At 70.6% G+C, this 17,163-nt stretch carries 14 protein-coding genes; 4 read left to right on the top strand and 10 right to left on the bottom strand.

Features of this window, described 5'->3' with window-relative positions; all coding sequences use genetic code 11:
- Positions 1-54 precede the first annotated feature (54 nt).
- Positions 55-1,254: an MBL fold metallo-hydrolase gene (locus GQF42_RS37705; protein ID WP_375998458.1), complete on the bottom strand. Its 1,200-nt coding sequence runs from the start codon at positions 1,252-1,254 to the stop codon at positions 55-57.
- Between the two features lie 260 nt (positions 1,255-1,514).
- Here GQF42_RS37705 and GQF42_RS37700 point away from each other — a divergent pair, with 260 nt between their 5' ends.
- Positions 1,515-2,699: a glutamate dehydrogenase gene (locus tag GQF42_RS37700; protein WP_158927466.1), complete on the top strand. Its 1,185-nt coding sequence runs from the start codon at positions 1,515-1,517 to the stop codon at positions 2,697-2,699.
- A gap of 26 nt (positions 2,700-2,725) precedes the next feature.
- The gene (locus tag GQF42_RS37695) at positions 2,726-3,346 is read left to right on the top strand and encodes a TetR/AcrR family transcriptional regulator (protein ID WP_199272933.1); all 621 of its coding nucleotides are present in this window, start codon (positions 2,726-2,728) and stop codon (positions 3,344-3,346) included.
- A 128-nt stretch (positions 3,347-3,474) separates the two neighbouring features.
- Here GQF42_RS37695 and GQF42_RS37690 read toward each other — a convergent pair whose 3' ends face one another.
- Complete coding sequence (locus GQF42_RS37690; protein WP_158927464.1) at positions 3,475-4,260, bottom strand: SGNH/GDSL hydrolase family protein; 786 nt, start codon at positions 4,258-4,260, stop codon at positions 3,475-3,477.
- A 191-nt stretch (positions 4,261-4,451) separates the two neighbouring features.
- Positions 4,452-6,527 (bottom strand): alpha-galactosidase, encoded by a 2,076-nt coding sequence (locus GQF42_RS37685; RefSeq protein WP_158931058.1) that lies wholly within the window; start codon positions 6,525-6,527, stop codon positions 4,452-4,454.
- A 680-nt stretch (positions 6,528-7,207) separates the two neighbouring features.
- Between GQF42_RS37685 and ltrA the strand changes: the two genes are divergently transcribed.
- Both ltrA and GQF42_RS37675 read left to right on the top strand, forming a co-directional pair.
- Positions 7,208-8,674 carry a group II intron reverse transcriptase/maturase gene (ltrA, locus tag GQF42_RS37680; protein ID WP_158927462.1) on the top strand — a complete coding sequence of 489 codons (1,467 nt, stop codon included), beginning with the start codon at positions 7,208-7,210 and terminating at the stop codon, positions 8,672-8,674.
- Between the two features lie 196 nt (positions 8,675-8,870).
- Entirely contained in the window at positions 8,871-9,668 is a 798-nt protein-coding gene (locus GQF42_RS37675) for a tyrosine-protein phosphatase (RefSeq protein ID WP_158927460.1), read from the top strand.
- Between the two features lie 19 nt (positions 9,669-9,687).
- On the opposite strand, the gene GQF42_RS37670 is transcribed toward GQF42_RS37675, so the two are convergent.
- The 7 genes from GQF42_RS37670 to GQF42_RS37640 all read right to left on the bottom strand — a co-directional run bounded on the left by GQF42_RS37670 (position 9,688) and on the right by GQF42_RS37640 (position 17,162).
- Positions 9,688-9,810 carry a DUF6126 family protein gene (locus GQF42_RS37670; protein WP_158927458.1) on the bottom strand — a complete coding sequence of 41 codons (123 nt, stop codon included), beginning with the start codon at positions 9,808-9,810 and terminating at the stop codon, positions 9,688-9,690.
- Positions 9,807-10,430 carry a helix-turn-helix domain-containing protein gene (locus GQF42_RS37665; protein WP_158927457.1) on the bottom strand — a complete coding sequence of 208 codons (624 nt, stop codon included), beginning with the start codon at positions 10,428-10,430 and terminating at the stop codon, positions 9,807-9,809. The genes GQF42_RS37670 and GQF42_RS37665 overlap by 4 nt, the downstream gene beginning before the upstream one ends.
- Before the next feature lie 465 nt (positions 10,431-10,895).
- A complete protein-coding gene (locus tag GQF42_RS37660; protein WP_158927456.1) occupies positions 10,896-12,281 on the bottom strand; it encodes an aspartate aminotransferase family protein in 1,386 nt (461 codons plus the stop codon).
- Positions 12,278-14,326, bottom strand: a complete 2,049-nt coding sequence (gene dxs / locus GQF42_RS37655) for a 1-deoxy-D-xylulose-5-phosphate synthase (RefSeq protein WP_233273618.1) — start codon at positions 14,324-14,326, stop codon at positions 12,278-12,280. The genes GQF42_RS37660 and dxs overlap by 4 nt, the downstream gene beginning before the upstream one ends.
- A gap of 34 nt (positions 14,327-14,360) precedes the next feature.
- Positions 14,361-15,488, bottom strand: coding sequence for a flavodoxin-dependent (E)-4-hydroxy-3-methylbut-2-enyl-diphosphate synthase (ispG, locus tag GQF42_RS37650; protein ID WP_158927455.1), 1,128 nt, complete (start codon positions 15,486-15,488; stop codon positions 14,361-14,363).
- 4 nt (positions 15,489-15,492) lie between these two features.
- Complete coding sequence (gene hpnH, locus GQF42_RS37645; protein ID WP_158927454.1) at positions 15,493-16,515, bottom strand: adenosyl-hopene transferase HpnH; 1,023 nt, start codon at positions 16,513-16,515, stop codon at positions 15,493-15,495.
- A 5-nt stretch (positions 16,516-16,520) separates the two neighbouring features.
- A complete protein-coding gene (locus tag GQF42_RS37640; protein WP_158927453.1) occupies positions 16,521-17,162 on the bottom strand; it encodes a phosphorylase family protein in 642 nt (213 codons plus the stop codon).
- Position 17,163 lies beyond the last annotated feature (1 nt).

The following is a 17,163-nucleotide window of genomic DNA, read 5'->3' as shown; positions in this document are numbered from 1 at the left end:
GCAGGAGGAGCGCGATGGGCTCCTCCTGCGGCGCCGGCTGTCGTCGGGGACCGGTCAGGCGCGGGCGGGCGGCTCGGCCACGAGCGCGCCGACCGAGCGCCAGGTGCGGCGCTCCGTTCCCGCCACTCCTCGCCACCAGGCCTCCGCCGGGAGCTTGCCCGCCGGTTCGAAGGGCTCGCCGGGGCGGGGCAGGGCCACCGCCTGGCCGGCCTCTTCGGCCGCCTCCTTCGTCCACTCCCCCGGCTCGGCCCAGGGGTGCGGGGCGAGGTTGAAGGTGCCCCAGTGGATCGGCAGCAGCGCGCCGTGCGGCGCTCCGCCCTGGAGGTCCAGGTGGGCGCGCAGGCCTTCGTCGGGTCGCATATGAATGTCGGGCCAGAACTCGCTGTACGCCCCGATCTGGATCATCGTGGCGTCGAACGGGCCGTGAGCGGCGCCGATGTCCGCGAAGCCGTCGAAATAGCCGGTGTCGCCACTGTGGTAGATCCGGTGCTCCTCGCCCTCGACGACCCAGGACGCCCAGAGGGTGTGCTGGGTGTTGCGCAGGCCCCGGCCGCAGAAGTGGCGGGCCGGGGTGGCGGTGAGGGTGAGCCCGCCGACCTTGGTGGACTCGTGCCAGTCCAGCTCGCGCAGCCGGTCCGGGGAGACGCCCCAGTGCTCGAGGTGGGCACCGACGCCGAGCGGCACCGCGAACAGGGTGTCCGTGCCGGCCAGCGCCTTGATCGTGGGCAGGTCCAGGTGGTCGTAGTGGTCGTGGGAGATCACCACCACGTCGACCTCTCCGAGCACGGCCAGCGGCAGCGGCACCGGGTGCAGCCGCCTGGGCCCGGCGAACGGGAACGGGGAGCAGCGCTCGCCCCAGACCGGGTCGAACAGGACCCGGTGGCCGTCGATCTCCGCCAGCACGCTGGAGTGGCCCATCCAGGTCAGCCGCAGCCCCGTGGCGGGCGGCTTGGCCAGGTCGGCAAAGGTCGTGGGGTGCACCGGGACCGCACCCTTGGGGGCGCGCAGCGGCCGGGTCTCCTTGTCGAAGAACACCTTCGCGAAGTCCAGCGTGGAACCGGAAGGCCGGGTGCGCGCGGTGCCGCCGGGATTCTGGAAGACGCCGTCCTTGAAGTGCGGGGACCGGCGGATGCGTGCCATGCGCTCACCACCCGGGTCCGCGCCGAAGGCCGCCGGCCGCAGCACGCGGAGCCCGGAGCTCGAGGAACGCAATCCGGTCACGGTACCTCCCGGTGGAGTGGATGAAGCCCCCATTATGGTCGGCCCCTCCGACACCCCGGAGCCCCTGGGGCACCAGAACGCACCCGCAGAGCCCGGCCGAGCCCCGGTTCGGCACGTTGACAAGGCCGGGACCGGCTCCGAATACTGACCCACTGTTCAGTAGAAGTCACCGCCCGCCCCGGTCCTCGCCCGCGGAGGGCACGGCACGCGCGCGTACAAGCCCGCCGGCCCCACGCGCCCTCACCGACGCCCCGCAACGGCCCCGCTCCGCTCACCGCCCCCGAGGAGACCGCATGACCGCCCCCGCTCCCCTGATGTCGCTCGTGTGGACCGACCACGTCACCGGCCGGCAGGGATTCCTGGTCGTGGACCGGCTGGTGCGGGGCGTGGCCAGCGGGGGGCTGCGGATGCGCCCGGGCTGCACCCTGGAGGAGGTGGCGGGGCTCGCCCGTGGCATGACGATGAAGGAGGCCCTGCACTACGACCCCGCGGTCCGCTACATCCCCCTCGGCGGCGCCAAGGGCGGCATCGACTGCGATCCGCGGGCCCCGGAGGCGTACGGGCTGCTGGTGCGCTATCTGCGCGCCATGCGCCCGTACATCGAGAGTGTGTGGACCACGGGAGAGGATCTCGGCCTCAGCCAGGACCTGGTCGACCGCGCGGCGGCCGAGGCCGGCCTGGTCTCGTCCGTCCAGGCGGTGTATCCCCTGCTGGACGACGAGGCGGCGGCCCGTCGGCGGCTCGCGGACGCCTTCGCCGTCGAGGTGGACGGCATCGGCCTGGACGAGCTGGCCGGCGGCTGCGGGGTCGCCGAGTCGGTCCTCACGGCGCTGGACCGGGCCTCGGTGCCGTACGCGGGCACCCGGGTGGCCGTCCAGGGGCTCGGCACGATGGGCGGGGCCACCGCTCGGTTCCTCGCGCGCGCGGGGCTGACCGTGGTGGCCGTCGCCGACATCAAGGGCACGATCGCCAGTCCGGCGGGGCTCGACGTCGAGGCGCTGCTGGCCGCGCGGGACGGCCACGGCACCGTCGACCGGCGTGTGCTGCGCCCGGGCGACCGCGAACTGCCCGGCGACGCCTGGCTGTCCGCCGACGCGGAGGTCCTGGTGCCTGCGGCCGTGTCGTACGCCATCGACGCCGCCGACCAGGAGCGGATCGGCGCCCGCTGGATCGTGGAGGCCGCCAACATGCCGGTCCTGCCGGATGCGGAGGCGCTGCTCGCCGCGCGCGGGGTGACCGTACTGCCCGACGTGGTCGTCAACTCCGCCACGAACGCCTGGTGGTGGTGGACGTTGTTCGGTGACATCGGCGCCGACGCCGACGAGGCGTTCGGTCATATCCGGCGCTCCATGCGCGCCCTGACCGGTCTGATGCTCGACCGCGCGGACGCCGACGGTACGACCCCGCGCGCGGCCGCCCACGCCCTGGTGACCGACCGGCTGCCGGTGATCGCGCAACGCTTCGGCTGGTACCGGTGACCATGACAACGGTTTAGGGTGACCGCGTGGCGAGAGTGCGGTTGAGCGTGGCCGAGCGGCGGGAGGAGCTGCTGCGGGCCGCCATCGGGCAGATCGAGGCGCGGGGCGTGGCGGCGGTCCGGATCGCCGACGTGGCCGCGGCGCTCGGGGTGAGCAACGCGCTGGTGCTGTACCACTTCTCGACGAAGGAGAAGCTGGTCGCCGCGGCCTTCGCCTACGCGGCGGAGGGCGATCTCGCGCACCTGCGCAAGCTGCTGGGCCGGCGGACGTCCGCGCTGCGCCGGCTGCGGGCCGCGGTGCGCTGGTACGCGCCGACCGGGCAGGCCAAGGGCTGGCGGCTGTGGATCGAGGGCTGGGCCGTGTCCCTGCGCGAGCCCGCGCTGCGGGACCTCACCCGGGATCTGGACAAGCAGTGGAAGGCGGCGATCACCGAGGTGATCGCCGAGGGCGTGGCCGCCGAGGAGTTCGTGTGCGCCGACCCGGCAGGTACGGCGCTGCGGCTGACCGCGCTGCTGGACGGGCTGGCGGTCCAGCTGACGTCGTATCCGGGCGCGGTGCCGCGCAGCCGGGCGCAGGAGTGGGTGGACGGCGCCCTCGCCCGTGAACTGGGCCTGGACCGGAAGGCGTTGACCGAGCGGGAGCGGTGAGACACGCGAGCGGCGGGTACGGCCAGGGCGTCGTACGTGCGGGGTGGCACAGCCGCGCCCGGAGCCGTACACCGCACGCCCACGCCCCGTACCCGCCGGGTGGGCGGGCAGGGGCAGGAGTGGTGGCGTCAGGCCACCGAGGCGATGCGGTGCTTGATGTCGTCCGGGGACAGGGCGCCCTTCGCCGTCACGTGGTCGCCGGAGGACTCGCCGCGCAGCCGTCGACCGATCCACGGGACGAGGTACTCGCGCGCCCAGTGGACGTCGTCGCGGCGGATGTCCAGGGTGCCCCGGGGTGGCAGCGGCGGCCACGGCTGCTCCGGGTCGGCCGGGGTCTCGAGGCCCATGGCCTGGCCGGCGCGCAGTGCCACGCGCGTGTGCCCCTCGGGAGACAGGTGCAGCCGGTCGTTGTCCCAGGCCCTGCGGTCCTGCACGGACTTCAGGGACCACAGGTCCAGCACCGGGCAGCCGTACCGGTCGGCGATGGCGCGCACGTGCCCGTTGTACGTGGCGATCTTGCCGCGCAGATGCTTGAGCACGGGGATGCCGCGCGTGTCGAAGCCGGTCGTCACCATGACCGTGCCCGCGGCCTCGGTCAGCAGGGCCACGGCCCGTTCGAAGCGCTCGGCCACCTCGTCCGGGTCGGTGCCCGGGCGGATGATGTCGTTGCCGCCCGCGCAGAAGGAGACCAGGTCCGGGGTGAGTTCGACGGCCTGCGGGAGCTGGTCCTCCACGATCTGGTCGAGCAGCTTCCCGCGGACCGCGAGATTGGTGTACTTGAAGTCGCCCTCGGGCCGCCGGTCGGCGAGCAGTACCGCGAACCGGTCGGCCCAGCCGACGAAGGCCCCGTCGGGCCCGGGATCGCCGACGCCCTCGGTGAAGCTGTCCCCCACCGCCACGTACGACCCGATCACTGATCTGTTGTCATTCTTCGAATCGTCTGCCACATCGGACCATGATTCACCTTCGGATGTGACCTACGCGACCGTAGGCAGGGGTTGACGAACGGTGAGATGAGCCACTCCAAAAGAGTTCGCCATCCAGGAATAGACCGGTCGTCAGGCGCGTTGACCGTGAGATCGCCGCGGGTGTTCCGGCAGAAGGATCAGATGCGCCGCAGCCGGAGAACCGTCGCGTCCAGGTCACCCTTGAGGCCGGTGCGCAGCCCGTGGTGCAGCAGGACGGCCCCGCGGTGCACCTCGCCGGTTTCGCGGCATTCATACGACGCCGCCGGGTCGAGTCCGCGCAGTCGCAGCGCCGGCGCCGACTCGCCGTGGCTCTGCGCCTGGAGCCAGGCCAGGACCACGATCTCCGCACCGCGGAGGTACTGCACGGCGCTCAGGCCGCCGGCCGGAGGCCGCAGCCGGTACAACTCGCCGTGCTGGACGACCGGGCGGATCTCCTTGTACAGATCCACCCAGCGCCGGGCCTCGGCCAGTTCCTCGGCGCTCCACTCGGTGAGGTCGCCGCCGATGCCCAGCACGCCCGCCATGGCGCTGACGAACCGGAACCGCAGCGGGCTGACGCGCCCGTTGAGCTGGGTGTTCGGGCTGTCGGTGACCCAGGCGGCCATGACCCGGGCGGGGTGGAGCTGGCTGAATCCGTGCTGGATGGCGAGCCGGTCCAGCGGATCGGTGTTGTCGGAGGTCCACACCTGGTCGGTGCGGGTCAGCACCCCGAGGTCGATCCGGCCGCCGCCTCCCGAGCAGGACTCGAAGGCGACGCCGGGGTGGGCCGCGCGCAACCGGTCCAGCAGGGCGTACAGGGCACGGACGTGGTCCACCCACAGCCGCTGCGGGTACGCCTCGCCCGGCCAGCCCGCGTCGGTGAAGCAGCGGTTGAAGTCCCACTTCACATAGTCGATGGGGGCGCTGGACAGGAGGGTGTCCAACTGGTCCCACAGATAGTGCTGGACGTCCTCGCGGGCGAGGTTGAGCACGAGCTGGTTGCGCAGTTCGGTCCGCCTGCGTCCCGGCTGGTACTGCACCCAGTCCGGGTGCGCGCGGTACAGCTCGCTGTCCGGGTTGACCATCTCCGGTTCGACCCAGATGCCGAACTGCATGCCGAGGCCGTGCACCTGGTCGGCCAGCGACTTCAGGCCCTGCGGGAAGCGGTCGGGGTTGGGCGTCCAGTCGCCGAGCCCGGCACGGTCGCTGGTGCGGGCGCCGAACCAGCCGTCGTCCACCACGAACAGCTCCACACCGATCCCGGCGGCCCGGCGGGCGAGCGCGAGCTGCTGCTCCTCGGAGATGTCGAAGTTCGTCGCCTCCCAGGAGTTGAACAGCACCGGCCGGTCCCGCTCCGCGTCCGGGACGACGTACGCGCGCTGGTACGCGTGCCAGGTGCGGCTCGCGCCGCCGAAGCCGCCCTCGCTCCACAGACCGGCGAAGACGGGGGTGGTGTACGACTCCCCCGGCTGCAGGAGCAGCAGGCCGGAGTCGTCGTAGCCGGCACCGCCCGTGATCTGCACGCGCGCGTCCGGGAGTTGCGCGACCGCCATCCGCCAGGAGCCGGACCAGCCGAGCGCGCAGCCGTAGACCTCGCCGTGTTCCTCCGTGGCGTCGGTGTCGAGGGCCACCCAGGGCAGGTGCTGGTGGCCGGTGTGGCCGCGGCGGCTGCCGATGACCTTCTCGCCGTAGGTGAGGGGGGCGGTGGTGAGCCGGGACTCGGCGGCCCAGCGGCCGTGCAGCTGGGACAGCCGCCAGCCGTCGCGGTCGGGCAGGGTCCAGGTGGCCGCGTCGGCCCGCAGCAGCTCCACGCGCGCGTGCCCGCCGTTCTCCACCGTCACCCAGCGCTCGACGACGTCACCGCGCATCCGGTAGTGCAGGGTGATCGTGATCCCGTCGTCGTCGAAGCGCAGGTGCAGTTCGTTGTCGCCCTGCGTCGCGTACGAGCCGAAACGCCACTCGGTGCCACGGCGTTCCTCGGTGCGCACGGACAGGGCGGGGCGGACGAAACGGGGGCCGCCCTCGACGGGGTACTCCTCGCGGCCGTCGAGCGGGGACTCGAAGGGCCAGTAGCCGGGCAGCGGGTCCCGCGCGAGGGCCTCGGCGTCCTCGATGGCGATCCGTGGCCCCCAGTGGAGGTGGAGCAGCTCGTCCGCATCGGTGAGATGCAGGGCATAGCTGCTGGCCGGCCCCGAGAGGAGCCAGGTACGACCGTCTTCGGCGATGTCCACCACAGATACCTCACAGGTGTCAACAGATCCGCTCAAGTGCCAACATCATCAAGCCCCTCAACCCTGGTGACAATGCCTGTGGACAACTCCTTGGTGCGCCGTGAGGCGCTTGTTGTTCGAGTGGGGGTGAAAGACCACCACCGTCGCCCTGTCGCAGCAGGGCGGCAGAAGCTGAGGGCAGCTCCTCCCAGGAGGTGCTGGGAAGGGCGGCAAGCAGCCCTGACGAAGTCGGGACGTGCCAGTACTGCCAGATGGCGCGGGTCCGGCGAGCGAGACGGAAAGGAGTACGCGAGGAACCGGCGTTGACGCCTCCTAAATCCACACCAGCTCCAACCTGGCGGATGTGGGCTGGGTGCGGTGCGTCCCTGACCAGCAAGGAGGGCAGGGAACTCTTCGGGTATCGCTGGAATGTGCTCGGGGAGGCCACGGTGAAGTGCTGCGGGGTAGCCGTGGCGATGCCGCGGGGGTAGAGCCGGACTCCTCCTCCGTCGATCGAACAACGAGTGAACACGGGAACCGCCCTGGTCCCGCCTACGCGCCGTGCTCCCAGCGCGGTGGGGGGCTGGGTCCACCGTCGACCGATCGGGCCAGGACGGAGCGGAGCCGCCGTAGTACTCCGAGCCGGGGAGAGCCCGGCACATGGGGAAGGGCGGCAGCGGATTCGAGAAGGGAAGGAGGCTGCAATGCCGAAAGACGCGCTGCTGAACAGCAGTGCTCCCGGGGCTCTGATGGGGTCTCACCAGCGGGTATCGGGGATGCAGGCCAAACTTCACCGTTGGGCGGCGGCCGATCCCGGCCGCAGGTTCGACGATCTGTTCAACCTCGTGTACGACCCGGCGACGCTGCTTGTGGCGTTCGAACGGGTCGCGGGAAATAAGGGGGCAAATACCCCAGGCGTCGACGGTCTTACCGCCGTCAACGTGGAGCGGGATATTGGCCCTTACGGGTTCCTGGAGGGCCTTCGGCGCGCACTCAAGACGGGTGAATTCCGCCCACTGCCGGTGCGTGAACGCAAGATCCCCAAGCCTGGTGGTAGTGGGAAGGTGCGCATGCTCGGCATCCCGACCATCGCCGACCGGGTGGTCCAGGCGGCCCTGAAGCTGGTGTTGGAGCCGATCTTCGAGGCCGAGTTCAAGCCGGTCTCCTACGGTTTCCGACCCCTGCGGCGGGCACACGACGCGATCGCCGAGATCCACTTCTACGGCACCCACGGCTACCGCTGGGTCCTGGACGCGGACATCGAGGCGTGCTTCGACTCGATCGACCACACGGCCCTGATGGACCGGGTGCGAGCGCGAGTGAAGGACAAGCGCGTGCTGCTGCTGGTCAAGGCGTTCCTCAAGGCCGGCGTCCTCACCGAGACCGGCCACCGCGAGGACTCCCTCACCGGCACCCCACAGGGGGGCATCCTCTCCCCGCTCCTGGCGAACATCGCCTTGTCGGCGCTCGATGAGCACCTGACCGGGCCGTGGGAGCCGGGCGCGGAGATGTCCACCGCATCCCGACGCTCCAGGCGTCGTCGCAAGGGTCTGCCGAACTGGCGAATCGTCCGCTACGCGGACGATTTCGTCGTCCTCGTGGACGGCAGCCGCGACGACACCGAAGCGCTGCGCGGGGAAATCGCCGATGTGCTGGGACCGCTCGGTCTTCGCCTCTCGGAGGGCAAGACACAGGTGGTGCACATGTCGGACGGGTTCGACTTCCTTGGGTTCCGCATCCAGTGGTGCCGCAAGCGCGGATCGGACAAGTGGTACGTCTACACCTTTATCGCTGACCGGCCCATCCGGCAGCTGAAGGACAAGATCCGTGCCCTCACGAACAGAACGTCGCAGCGGGATCCCAGGACCGTGCTGATCAGGCTCAACCAGATCATGCGCGGCTGGGCCAACTACTTCAAGCACGCAGTCGCGAAAGTCACCTTCAAGGTCATCCAGCGCTTCGTATGGCGCCGGGTGATCAACTGGTGGATCGTGCTGCACCGCTGGAGGAAGAAGGACGTCCGTCGACGCTTCACCGACCACACCGGACGGTGGAAACGACCGTCGGCGGACGGGGTCGAGTTGTTCGACATCCAAGCGGTGGCGGTCACCCGTTACCGCTACCGAGGCAACACGATCCCCAACCCCTGGAACCGCCTCAACCACGCCTGAAACGGCAGCGTCCGTGGAGAGCCCGGTGCGGTGAGAGTCGCACGCCGGGTTCGGCGAGCGGCGCGGAGAAACGGGCTGGTGGAGACGCCAGTACCGCGCTCCGCGCCGACTCAACCCCGAGGAAACCGATGTCGTATGGTCGACAGAGCGCCCGCCGCCGAGACGCGACGGCGGGCCCCGACCGGGAGGAGCCCCCGTGACGCAGCAGGTCCCGTCGACCGAGCCGGAGCTGGCCGGTGTGCGCAATTTCCGTGACGTCGGCGGACTGCCGACCACGGACGGGCGCCGGGTGCGCCACGGCGTGCTGTTCCGCAGCGGGCACCTTGCGCACGCCACCGAGGACGATGCCGCCTTCCTCGCCTCCCTGGGTCTGCACACGATCTTCGACTTCCGTAACGCGGCCGACCAGCGGCTGGAGGGCCCGGACGTCGCGCTGCCCGGCGTGCGGAACATGAACCTGCCGCTGAGCGACCCCGCGGACGGCGCGGAGTTCTGGAAGATGGTCCGGGACGGCGACCTCGACCAGCTGCGCGGGATCCTCGCCGACGGCAAGGGGGCGGCCCGGATGGTCGCCTCGTACCGGACGATCGTCAAGGAGCGCACCGCCGAGCACTCCCGGGTGCTGCGCTCGCTCGTCGAGGACAGCGTGCCCGCGCTGATGCACTGCGCGGCCGGCAAGGACCGCGCGGGCATCTCCATAGCCGTGACGCTCCTCGCCCTCGGCGTGGAGCGCGAGGCGATCGTCGCCGACTACCTGGAGTCCAACGCCAAGCACCGCCGCTACAAGGTCCGCCGCAGCGGCAGCGCGGACAGTGCGTACACGCCCGAGGTGATGGAGCTGCTCAGCCCGCTCTTCGACGCCCGCGCCGAGTACCTCGAGGCGGCCTTCGAGAGCATCGAGGACACCTGGGGCGGTGTCGACCCCTACCTGCAGCAGGCTCTCGGCCTCACCCCCATCGACCGGGACCGCCTGCGCGAGCGCCTGCTGGACTGAGCGCACACGCCCGGCCCGGTCAGCCCTTGCCGCCCAGCGCGAACAGCAGGTAGAGGAAGGCGGCCAGGAGGTGGCCGACGGCGATGTAGATGATCAGGCGGATCCACAGGGAACGGGGGAATTTCGTCTCGTAGTTGCTCATGGCAGCTCTCCGGTCAACGGCCCCAGGCACAGTGCGGTCGTGGGGCTCTGCAGCAGGGTGTGGACGAACAGCAGCTCGACGCCGTCGTGGTCCTCGGCGGCGAGCCGGTGCGGGGTGAGCGAGTCGAAGTGGGCGCTGTCACCGGGCGCGAGCAGGTGCGCGGTGTCGCCGAGGCGCAGGCGCAGGCGGCCTTTGAGGACGTAGAGCCATTCCTCGCCGGGGTGGACGCGCACGATGTCGCCCTGGGCGCCGTACGGCGCCTGCACGCGCAGGGCCTGCATGCCCCGGCCGGACGCCCCGGCCTGGAAGTACGTCCAGCCGCCCGCCCGGGTCGGCTCCATGTCGCCGGCCCGCACGATCGCGTCCCGGTCGGCGACCGTCTCGCCGAGCAGGTCGGAGACCGTCGTACCGTAGATACGCGCGAGGGCGAGCAGCATCGGCAGTGACGGCTGGCGCTGCCCGGTCTCCAGCCTGGACAGATGGGCGGGCGAGAGCCCGGCGGCGCGGGCCGCGGCCTCCAGGGTGAGGCCGGCGCGCCGACGCAGTGCGCGCAGCTGTGGCGCGACCGCGGGAAGTGCGTCGCCCGGCTCCGCCGGTGGCGCGGCGTCTGAGGCGTTCATGCCTCCATTCAGCCCCAGATTTGCCTAAGCGGCAAATTTCTTGCCTGTGAGGCAAAAGCTTGGCGCGGCCCGGTGACGCCACGCGTCATGGGGATCTCCCGCGCCCTGCGGCCGGGCTGCTGCTAGGCCCCCCAAGGACTTGAACACGTTCAAAAACTGGGGGACCGCATCATGTCCGGATCGGACACACCCCGTTCGGCCGGCTCGCCCGCCGGTGCCCTCGGCCCGCTCTCCCTCGTCCTCGGAGCCGTCGCCGCCGCGGGCGCCTGGCCCACGCAGACCTTCCTGGTGTTCCCCTGGTCGCTGCTCGCAGCCGGTCTCGCCGTCACCTTCGGCGCCATGGGGATCCACTACGCCGGCCGGAGGTGCAGCCGGCTGTGGACCTCGGTGACGGGGACCGTGCTGGGCGCGGTCGGGCTCGTCGGCCTCTTCCTCCTCTTCGTGGTGCTGTACCGGGCACGGCGGTCAGCGGTTGGCCACCGCCTGCTTGATCAGGGTCTTGCCGAAGTCCCACATCAGACCGCCACCGCTGTGCGCGTCGTCCATCACGGCGGTGAAGGCGTCCACGAACCGGTCCACGTCCGCCGTGTCGAGCACCAGCGGCGGGATCAGCTTGATCACCTCCAGGTGATCGCCGGAGACCTGGGTGAGGATCCGGTGCCGTTGCAGCAGCGGTACGACGACCATCTGCGCGAACAGGCCCTTGCGGGCCGCCTGGAGCACGGTCCAGCGGCTGCGCAGCTTGAGCGAGGACGGCTTGCCGAACTCGATGCCGATCATCAGGCCACGGCCGCGCACGTCGGCGAGCAGCTCGTACTTCTCGATCAGCGCGGCCAGCCGGGACCTGAGCAGCTCGCCGGTGGTCCGCACCCCGGCGACGATCTGCTCGTTCTCCATGACCGACAGCACGGCGAGGCCGCACGCCATGGCCTGGGCGTTGGAGCCGAAGCTCGCCGAGTGGACCAGCACGCGGTCCATGGACGAGTAGACCTTCTTGAAGATCCAGTCCTTGCCGAGGGTCGCCCCGACCGGGACGTAGCCCCCGGAGAGCGCCTTGGCCACGCACACCAGGTCCGGCTCGACACCGTCCTCGTACTGGTAGGCGTAGAAGTCGCCGGTGCGGCCGAGGCCGGTCTGCACCTCGTCGGCGATGAGCAGGGCCTTGTGGCGGTGCAGCAGGTCCTGGGCGGCGCGCAGGTAACCCGGCGGGGCCTCGTGCACGCCCTTGCCCTGGATCGGCTCCACGATCAGGGCGGCCACGTCGCCCTTGCTCAACTCCCGTGCCAGGGCGTCGAGATCACCGAGCGGTACGGCGGTGTCGGGCAGCAGCGGGGCGAACCCGTCGCGGAAACCGTCCTCCCCGTTGACGGAGAGGGAGCCCGTGGTCAGGCCGTGGAAGGCGTGGTCGCAGTAGAGGACGCGGGGCTTTCCGGTGGCGTAGCGGGCGAACTTCAGGGCCGTCTCGACGGCCTCGGTGCCACTGTTGCCGAAGAACACCCGGTCCAGGTGCGGACTGTGCACGAGCAGCCGCTCGGCGAGCAGGCCGGGCAGCGGCTGGCAGTCGAAGCGGGTGAGGTCGGCGAGGTCGAGGTCGAGGACGTCGTGCAGCGCCCTGCGGACGACCGGGTGGTGCCGGCCGAGGCCCATCACGCCGAAGCCGGCGAGCATGTCCAGGTAGTCGTTGCCTTCCGCGTCCCAGAAGTGGGCGCCCTCGGCCCGCTCGTAGACCTTGTCGAAGCCGATGGTGTGCAGCATCCGCGGGAGCTGTGGGTTGAGGTACTTCGTGTGCAGCTCGTAGCGTTCGGCTCCGCGCTCGGCGAGGGTGGCGCCGAGGTCGAACTCCGTGCTCATTCCTTCTCCTTGTCAGCGCTCCGAAGGAGCGCGGGGGCCCTGTCGGCGTGCGGCTGCCGCCGCGCCGGGGGCACCTCCCCGCTTGAACGGAGCCGAGAGTTCGGGGGTGCGACCGTCCCCGACGGTGCCACGGCCGCGGTGCGGCCCTGCCCGGAGCCTGCGGCCGCGCCCGCGGCGTCCCGCACCGCGAGACTCGCGCCGATCCGCCCGGCGATCTCGACGGGCGTGAGTCCGATGTCGGCCAGCACCTCGCCGCGCTTGGCGTGCGCGAGGAACTGCTCCGGGATGCCGAACCGCCGTACCGGCACATCCACGTCGGCGTCGCCGAGGGCCAGGGCGACGGCCGAACCGACGCCCGCCGCACGGCTGTTGTCCTCGACCACGGCCACCAGCCGGTGCTCGGCCGCGAGTCCGGGCAGCGCCGGATCGACCGGCTTGACCCAACGGGGGTCCACCACCGTGCAGTCGATGCCGCGCGCCTGGAGCAGGTCGGCGGCCTGGAGGCACACCGGCGCCATCACACCGACGGCCACCAGCAGCACCTCGGGGCGCTCGCCGCGGTGCAGGACGTCCATGCCGCCGACCTGGGCGACGGCCGGGATGTCGGGGCCGACCGACTCCTTGGGGAAGCGGATCAGAGTGGGCGCGTCGTCCACGGCGACGGCCTCGCGCAGCTGGGCGCCCAGCTGGCCGGCGTCGCGCGGGGCGGCGATCCTGAGGCCGGGGACGACCTGCAGGACGGACATGTCCCACATACCGTTGTGCGAGGCGCCGTCGGCGCCGGTGACACCGGCCCGGTCCAGGACGAAGGTGACCCCGCAGCGGTGCAGGGCGACGTCCATCAGCAGCTGGTCGAAGGCGCGGTTGAGGAAGGTCGCGTAGACGGCGACGACCGGGTGCAGTCCGCCGGTCGCAAGGCCGGCCGCGGAGACGGCCGCGTGCTGCTCGGCGATGCCCACGTCCCACACCCGCTCCGGGAAGCGCTCGGCGAACTTGGCCAGGCCCACCGGGTGCAGCATGGCCGCGGTGATGGCGACGACGTCGTCACGCTCCTCGCCGATCCGGACGATCTCGTCAGCGAACACCGACGTCCAGGACGGACCGCCCGAGGGCGCGAGGGGCTCGCAGGTGAGCGGGTCCATCACGCCGACGCTGTGGAAGTGGTCCTCCTCGTGGGCGAGGGCCGGCTCGTAGCCACGGCCCTTCTCCGTCAGGCAGTGCACCAGGACGGGACCGTGGAAACGTTTCGCGCGGCGCAGCGCCGACTCGACGGCCTTGAGGTCATGGCCGTCGATCGGGCCGACGTACTTCAGGCCGAGGTCCTCGAACATGCCCTGCGGGGCGAAGGCGTCCTTGAAGCCCTTCTTCGCGCCGTGCAGGGACTCGTAGATCGTGTTGCCGACGACCGGGGTGCGCAGCAGTACGTCCTTGCCCCAGGCGAGGACCTTCTCGTAGCCGTCGGTGGTGCGCAGGGCGGCCAGGTGGTTGGCGAGGCCGCCGATGGTCGGGGCGTACGAGCGCTCGTTGTCGTTGACGACGATGATCAGCGGCCGGTCCTTGGCGGCCGCGATGTTGTTGAGCGCCTCCCAGGCCATGCCGCCGGTCAGTGCGCCGTCGCCGATGACCGCGACCACATGGCTCTTCTCCCCCAGCACCTGGTTCGCCTTGGCCAGGCCGTCGGCCCAGCCGAGCGCTGTGGAGGCGTGGCTGTTCTCGATGACGTCGTGCTCGGACTCCTCGCGCGAGGGGTATCCGGACAGTCCGCCCTTGCCGCGCAGTTTGGAGAAATCCTGACGGCCTGTCAGCAGCTTGTGCACATAGCTCTGGTGTCCGGTGTCCCACAGGATGCGGTCGGCCGGTGACTCGAAGACCCGGTGCAGCGCGATGGACAGCTCCACCACGCCCAGATTGGGTCCGAGATGACCGCCGGTCCTCGACACGGCCTGGACGAGGAACTCTCGTATCTCGTGGGACAGTTCACCGAGTTCCGCCTCGGACAGCGCCTTCAGGTCGCGTGGTCCCCGGATGTTCTCCAGAATGGTCACGCTGGGCCCCCTCTCGGTCCGTGCTTGCCTCAACTCACTTGTCTGCGGGGCTCGTCCGCTCGGCAATCTTCGCGGCCTCCTCGATGAGGGTCTCGACGATCTTCGACTCGGGCACGGTCTTGACGACCTCGCCCTTCACGAAGATCTGCCCCTTTCCATTGCCTGAGGCAACCCCGAGGTCGGCCTCGCGGGCCTCACCCGGACCGTTGACCACACACCCCATCACCGCAACACGCAACGGCACCTCCATGCCGTCCAGTCCCGCCGTGACCTCCTCGGCGAGCTTGTACACATCCACCTGGGCCCGGCCGCAGGACGGACAGGAGACGATCTCCAGACGCCGCTGTCTGAGGCCCAGCGACTGGAGGATCTGGATGCCCACCTTGACTTCCTCGGCCGGCGGCGCGCTCAGCGACACCCGGATGGTGTCGCCGATGCCCCGCGACAACAGCGCCCCGAAGGCGACCGCCGACTTGATCGTGCCCTGGAAGGCCGGACCGGCCTCCGTGACACCCAGGTGCAGCGGGTAGTCGCACTGTTCGGCCAGCTGCCGGTAGGCCTCGATCATCACGACCGGGTCGTTGTGCTTGACCGAGATCTTGATGTCACGGAAGTCGTGCTCCTCGAAGAGCGACGCCTCCCACAGGGCCGACTCCACCAGCGCCTCGGGAGTGGCCCTGCCGTACTTCTGGAGCAACCGCCGGTCCAGCGAACCGGCGTTGACCCCGATCCGGATCGGCGTGCCGTGCTCCCCCGCGGCCCGCGCGATCTGCTTCACCTGGTCGTCGAACTTCTTGATGTTGCCCGGATTGACGCGCACGGCGGCACAGCCGGCCTCGATGGCCGCGAACACGTACTTGGGCTGGAAGTGGATGTCCGCGATCACCGGGATCTGCGACTTCTGCGCGATCGTGGCGAGGGCGTCCGCGTCGTCCTGCGTGGGGCAGGCGACGCGGACGATCTGGCAGCCGGACGCGGTGAGTTCCGCGATCTGCTGGAGGGTGGGGCCGATGTCCGACGTACGGGTCGTCGTCATCGACTGCACCGACACCGGGGCCCCGCCCCCGACCGCCACCGGCCCGACGCTGATCTGCCGCGACTGCCGCCGCGGTGCGACCGGCCGGGCCGGCACCTCGGGAACGCCCAGGGGAACGGCGCTCACGCCGTCACTCCCGGTTCCCCGAGACGGTCTCGCGCATCGCCCGCAGCGACTCCTTCAGGGAGCCCATGGTGGCAAGAACGGCGGTGGGCTCGTAGCCGCAGTGCGCCATGCAGTTGTCGCAGCGCGGGTCCTTGCCGCGGCCGTACTGGTCCCAGTCGGTCTCCTCCAGCAGCTGCCGGTAGGTGGGCACATAACCGTCGCTCATCAGGTAGCAGGGCTTCTGCCAGCCGAAGAGGGAGTAGCTCGGGATCGCCCACGCGGTGCAAGGGAAGTCGACCTTGCCTTCCAGGAAGTCCAGGAAGAGCGGGCTCTGGTTGAGCCGCCACTTGGCGCGGTTGCCCCCCGAGAAGGCCTTCTTGAACAGCTCCCGGGTCTGCTGTACGCCGAGGAAGTGCTCCTGGTCGGGAGCCTTGTCGTAGGCGTAGGCGGGCGAGAGCATCATCTCGTCCACCTTGAGGTCGTCGTTGAGGAAGTTCAGCACGTCGATGACGGTCTGCGGGGTGTCCGTGTTGAAGAAGGTCGAGTTGGTGGTCACCCGGAAGCCGCGCCGCTTGGCCTCCTTGATGGCCTCCACCGCCTCGTCGAAGGTGCCCTCCTTCGCCACGGAGGCGTCGTGCCGCTCGCGCAGCCCGTCGACGTGCACGGCCCACGCGAAGTACGGGGAGGGTTTGAACTTGTCCATCTTCTTGCGCATCAGCAGCGCGTTGGTGCACAGGAAGACGAATTTCTTCTTGGCCACCAACTGCCGTACGATCTCGTCGATCTGAGGGTGCATCAGCGGCTCTCCGCCCGCGATGGACACCATCGGCGCACCGGACTCGAGAACGGCTCCGACGGCCTGCGCCACGGGCATCCGCTGCTTGAGCACACCCGCCGGGTGCTGGATCTTGCCGCAGCCCTCGCACTTGAGGTTGCAGGCGAACAGCGGCTCCAATTCGACCAGCAGGGCGAATTTGTCCCGCTTCCTGAGCTTCTGTTCGAACAAGTACGTAGCGACCTTGATGGTCTGACGCAGCGGCATGGCCATCTGGCTCACCTCCTGGGGAGCAGCGAAGAACGGTGCCATTCGAAAAATGCGGGAAGCACGGAACGAAGAACACGGAAAGCTGATATTCCACCGCGTACCGTTCCGATCCGGACGAGTTCATGTTCTGGTGCGTCCACGACCACCCGCACGGCCGCAACCGGACGCTCACCGGTGCGCGCAGCGGCGAGGAGCGTGGCGGCCGACTCCATGTCGACCGCGATCGCGCCTCGCGCGAGCAGCTGCGCGCGCTCCGGACCTCGCACGACGTGGTCGGAGCCGGTGAGCGGTCCGGTGTGGACCGTGCGCCCGGGCAGCAGGCGTACGAGTTCCTTGACCAGCAACTCGGTACCCACGCACGGGACGCTGCCGCGCGGGTCCCTGGTCTCCTCGGCGACCACCAGGTCACCGGGGTGCATACCGGGGGCGAGCCCCGCGCAGAAGCCGGTGGCCAGCACGGCGGCCTCGGCGAGCGCCGGGACGGCGAGCCGCCGGGTGACGGAGCGTTCCGCCGCACGGGGCCCCATGCCCGTACGGAGGAAGGTGACCGGCCCGTCGGCCCCGTGACGGTCGCCGGTGCGCAGGGCGAGGTGCTCGATGCCGAGCGCGCAGGCGATCAGCAGCGGGGCCGGTGCGGGCTGAGTGCTCACC

It is taken from the genome of Streptomyces broussonetiae (genome assembly GCF_009796285.1).
Taxonomy (GTDB): Bacteria; Actinomycetota; Actinomycetes; order Streptomycetales; family Streptomycetaceae; genus Streptomyces; species Streptomyces broussonetiae.
Note: the sequence above shows the minus strand (reverse complement) of the source record. Positions and strands in the feature narration are given on the sequence as shown.